The organism is Atopobium sp. oral taxon 810 str. F0209 (assembly GCF_000466405.1).
Taxonomy (GTDB): Bacteria; Actinomycetota; Coriobacteriia; order Coriobacteriales; family Atopobiaceae; genus Olegusella.
Window position 1 is genome coordinate 1 of record NZ_KE952957.1, and the last position, 5005, is coordinate 5005.

General features: G+C 53.1%; 2 protein-coding genes. Both read right to left on the bottom strand.

Annotation, left to right across the window (positions count from 1 at the left end):
• Nucleotides 1–341: 341 nt before the first annotated feature.
• Nucleotides 342–3875, bottom strand: a complete 3534-nt coding sequence (gene nifJ, locus HMPREF9069_RS06590; protein ID WP_035438724.1) for a pyruvate:ferredoxin (flavodoxin) oxidoreductase — start codon at nt 3873–3875, stop codon at nt 342–344.
• A 359-nt stretch (nt 3876–4234) separates the two neighbouring features.
• Nucleotides 4235–4858, bottom strand: coding sequence for a hypothetical protein (locus HMPREF9069_RS06595; protein ID WP_021626433.1), 624 nt, complete (start codon nt 4856–4858; stop codon nt 4235–4237).
• Between the last annotated feature and the right edge of the window lie 147 nt (nt 4859–5005).

The following is a 5005-nucleotide window of genomic DNA, read 5'->3' on the forward strand; positions in this document are numbered from 1 at the left end:
AAGTGAAGTAGAACGTGGCGTTTGGCACCTAGCATGAAACAGCCTGAAAGAATGTGTGGCTTTTGACAAGCAGAGCTGCATCATTTGAAATGATGTGTGGCTTCTGGCATTTGGCATGAAACAAGATGTGGCGTTTGGTACTCGGTGTGAAATAGGATGTGGCGTTTGCCACCGAGTATGAAATGAAGTGTGGCTTGTGTCATGTGGTGGGTAGGAAAAGTATTGCTTGCGCCATACGAGATGGAGCAAGACGTGACACACCAACGCATACTAGCGCACCGAAAAAGAGCCCCTCCAAGTGGGAGGGGCTCTAAAACCTACTTCGATACTACAACGAAGCCTTACACCTCGGAGTAGACCTCCTTGAGCTTGAGCAGGTGATCATAGCGAGCCATAGCCGCCTTCTCGTTGGCCTCAAAGAGCTCTTGGGCACGCTCGGGGAACGAACGCATCAGGCCTGCATAGCGAGCCTCGTTCTGCAGGAACTCCTGATAACCACCCTTAGGAGCCTTGGAGTCAAGAGAGAACTTCTTGCCCTCAGGAGCTGCGGGGTTGTAACGGAAGAGGTTCCAGTAACCACACTCAACCGCGCGCTTCATCTCCTCTTGGCAGTGCTGCATACCACCCTTCTTGATGGAGTGGAGCTCGCATGGGCAGTAACCAATGATGAGGGACGGACCGTCATAAGCCTCGGCTTCTTTGAGAGCCTTGAGGAGCTGCATGGGGTTGGCGCTCATGGCAACCTGTGCAACATAGACATAGCCGTAGGTCATCTCAATCTCAGCCAAGCTCTTCTTCTTGAGCTCTTTGCCTGCTGCGGCAAACTGACCAAGCTGACCCAAGTTAGAAGCCTTGGAAACCTGACCGCCAGTGTTGGAGTAAATCTCGGTGTCAAAGACAAAGACGTTAACGTTGTTGCCAGAAGCAAGAACGTGATCTAGGCCACCAAAGCCAATGTCATATGCCCAGCCGTCGCCACCAAAGATCCAGAAGCTCTTCTTGGTGAGGTACTGCTTGTTGGCAATAATGCGCTTTGCCTCGGGGGTATCCACACCCTCAAGCAGGGTAAGCAACTCGCGAGCAGCAGACCTGCTGGTCTCATACTCGCCACGGCTATCCAACCAGAGCTGAGCAGCCGCCTTGAGGCCCTCGGAAACATCAGAAGCAATAATTGCTTCAGCATCGCTTACGAGCTCCTTCTGGATTGCCTGATAACCGAGATACATGCCTAGACCGTGCTCTGCGTTGTCCTCAAACAAGGAGTTGTTCCAAGCGGGACCATAACCCTGACCGTTAACGGTAAACGGAGACACACCACCAGGGTTGCCCCAAATGGAAGAGCAGCCAGTAGCGTTAGAGATAAACATGTGATCGCCGTAGAGCTGGGTAACAAGACGTGCATAAGCAGTCTCGGCGCAGCCTGCGCAAGAACCAGAGAACTCAAGGAGAGGTCTGTGGAACTGGCTACCCTTTACATTGTCTGCAAAGAGCTCGGGCTTCTCGGCAACATGTGCCACGCCGTAGTCAAAGCTTGCCTGCTCAACAGCCTCGTCAGCCTGGGGCACCATAGTGAGAGCGTCAACCGGGCAAACCTTGGCGCAGTTGGTGCAGCCCATGCAGTCAAGCGGGGATACGGTGATGGCAAACTTCAAGCCATCCATACCCTTGCCCTTGGCATCAACCATACGCATGGTCTCGGGTGCAGCTGCAACTTCTTCGGCATTGAGTGCAAACGGACGAATGGTTGCATGGGGGCATACAAAGCCGCACTGGTTGCACTGGATGCACTTGGTCTCATCCCAGTGAGGAACGATAACTGCGGTGCCACGCTTCTCGTACTGAGAAGCACCAGTCTGCCAAGTACCATCTGCGTAGGGCATAAATGCAGAGACAGGCAGGCTGTCACCATCCATGAGGTTGACAGGGGTGGTGATTGCTTTGACCTGAGCAACGATTGCGTCGCGACCAGTCAGCTGAGCCTCGGGTGCGTCATCGGTAACGTTAGCCCAATCTGCAGGAACATCAAACTTCACAAACGCGGTAGCACCAGCATCGATTGCCTTACGGTTGGAATCGACGATAGCCTGACCCTTCTTGGAGTAAGACTTGGTAGCAGCGTCCTTCATATACTGGAGGGCCTCCTCAGCGGGAAGGACCTTGGCCAGTGCAAAGAAGGCAGACTGTAGAGTGGTGTTGGTGCGCTTGCCCATGCCGACCTTCTCGGCAAGGTCGATAGCGTCAATCAGATAAACCTGAATGTTGTTCTCAGCAATGTAGCGCTTTGCTGCTGCATCAAGGTGCTTGCCAAGATCTTCGGGGGCCCACTGAGAGTTGATCAAGAAGGTACCGCCAGGCTTGACGTCTTGGACCATCTTGAAGCCCTTGTCGATATAGCTGGGGTTGTGGCAAGCAACAAAGTCCGCCTTGGTAACGTAGTAGGGCGAACGAATGGGGTTGTCACCAAAGCGCAGGTGGCTGAGGGTAACGCCGCCGGTCTTCTTGGAGTCATACTGGAAGTAGGCCTGAACATACTTATCGGTGTGGTCACCAATAATCTTGATGGAGTTCTTGTTTGCACCAACGGTACCGTCGCCGCCAAGACCCCAGAACTTGCACTCGATAGTGCCCTCTGCTGCGGTATTGGGAGCATGGGGATCCATGGGAAGAGACAGGTTGGTAACATCATCAACAATGCCAATGGTGAACTCACGAGCAGGTTGATCCTTCTTGAGCTCTTCAAAGACAGAGAAGGCTGCCGCAGGAGGCTCGTCCTTGGAGCCAAGACCATAGCGACCACCAACAACAGTGAGGTTAGCCATACCAGCCTCATACAGAGCGGCAACAACATCCTCATAAAGGGGCTCGCCAATGGAGCCAGGCTCCTTAGTACGGTCAAGAACAGCAATCTTCTTGACTGTCTTGGGAAGAACACTGGTAAAGTGGCTGATGGAGAAGGGACGGAAGAGGTGAACCTCAACCAAGCCGACTTTCTCACCGTGCGCATTGAGATAATCGATGACTTCCTTGAGCGTATCGCAGAAAGAGGCCATGCAGACGACAACACGGTCAGCATCCTCGGCGCCGTAGTAGTTAAACAGACCGTAGTCAGTGCCTAGCTTGGCGTTGATCTGCTTCATATAGTCTTCAACGATGGCGGGCAGTGCATCATATGCACCATTGATTGCCTCGCGATGCTGGAAGTAGATATCGCCATTCTCGTGGCTACCACGGGCGGTAGGATGCTCGGGGTTCAGAGCATGATCGCGGAAGGCCTGAACGGCGTCCATATCTACCATATCCGCAAACTCAGCAAAGTCCCAAGTAGCAACCTTCTGAATCTCGTGGCTGGTGCGGAAGCCGTCAAAGAAGTTCAAGAAAGGCAGGCTGCCCTTGATGGCAGCAAGGTGAGCTACGGGAGCGAGGTCCATGACCTGCTGGACGTTGCTCTCGGCGAGCATAGCAAAGCCGGTCTGACGTGCAGACATAACATCAGAGTGATCGCCAAAGATGTTCAGGGCATGCGTTGCAACCTGACGAGCAGAAACATGGAAAACGCCCGGCAAACGCTCGGCAGCGATCTTGTACATGTTTGGAAGCATCAGCAACAGACCCTGCGACGCCGTATAGGTAGTCGTCAGTGCACCGGTGCCCAAAGAACCGTGAACGGTGCCGGAAGCGCCGGACTCGGATTCCATCTCGATGACCTTGACTGGGGAGCCAAAGATGTTTTTGAGACCCTGTGCTGCCCACTGGTCAACATGGTCGGCCATGGGGCTGGACGGGGTAATCGGGTAGATGCCCGCTACCTCCGTAAAGGCATACGACGCCCACGCCGCCGCCTCATTGCCGTCCATAGACTTAAAAGATCGAGCCATGGTACTCCTCTCCTAGTACTATCCGGACGAAATTTTATCCGCCCGGCCTAATCCCCCATACGCTACGGCATCCGTCGTGGCGCCTGTATATGCAAGACGCATACAAGAAACGCTTCTACTCTTACTTGCCTGAGTTACCTGCGCCATACATGTGCGCTGCATATATATATAGTAATGTAATAAACCATTTTGCACCTCAGCTAAAGCCTAAACTGCGCTTTAAATGAGAATATTTCGCCTGTTAAATGCCCTGAATTTAGTAGGAATTAAAGAGTTCCCAGCGTGTCTGCTTGCACCCAGATAAAATCGCATCGAACAATATGCAGCCTTTGCGAAGGAAATCTGAACCGCGAAAAAAGTTAACTAAAGCTTGCGAGCAGTTTTTGATAGTCAGCCGCCATTTGCTTGGCATATGTTCCGAGCTTTCCCGCAGCAGCGATGACGCCGTGCTCATCGGACACCAAAAATACTTCGTCAGCTGCGGCAAGGGTTTGGGCATCAGAAATTTGTGCTTCATACGTAAACTGCATGTGGTGGGCCGCAGTAAGATCGCTTACCAAAGAGGTAGCACCCGAAAGCTTCTCAGTTGGATCAAGATACGCGGTAATTTGTCCTGCTGCTACCGCCCAGAGGGTCTCGGGCGCAACGCCTGTATGTGCGGCCTCTGTCTGGGCCTGCATCGCACGCTGAAGCAAGGCATTGGTACTGGTATCGCCAAGGGCTTTGTAGGGACCCACGCTCATCGCAGCCTGACCTTCTTCGTCAACTACTAACATGAGCACGCCGTCAGGATTGGCGGCGGCCCCATCAGCCAAGGTCCATTCAATGTGTTGCTTTGCCCAAGAAACCAAGGCGGGATCAACTCCGCGCTGGGAAAAGGCGCGCAGATGACGGTTTTCGAGCGGCAGACCTCCATTTGCCAAACGCCAACGGCAAATCAGTGAAGGTATTCCCAGCTCAAACGCCATATCCAGCTCCTCCATCTAAAGCAGTCTCTCTTGCAATGCATTTTTCACATCTAAGACAGCGCCTCTTGCAGCATATTTCTCGCACCTAAGGCAGTATTCTTGCAACGTACTTCTCGTTATGTTCTTGCCATGATCGGGTAGGAGGCGCGCCGTTAGCCAGTG

What these genes read in the sequence shown, in the direction of transcription:
- nifJ (WP_035438724.1), bottom strand. Translation starts at nt 3,875, where the DNA reads ATGGCTCGATCTTTTAAGTCTATGGACGGCAATGAGGCGGCGGCGTGG.
- HMPREF9069_RS06595 (WP_021626433.1), bottom strand. Translation starts at nt 4,858, where the DNA reads ATGGAGGAGCTGGATATGGCGTTTGAGCTGGGAATACCTTCACTGATT.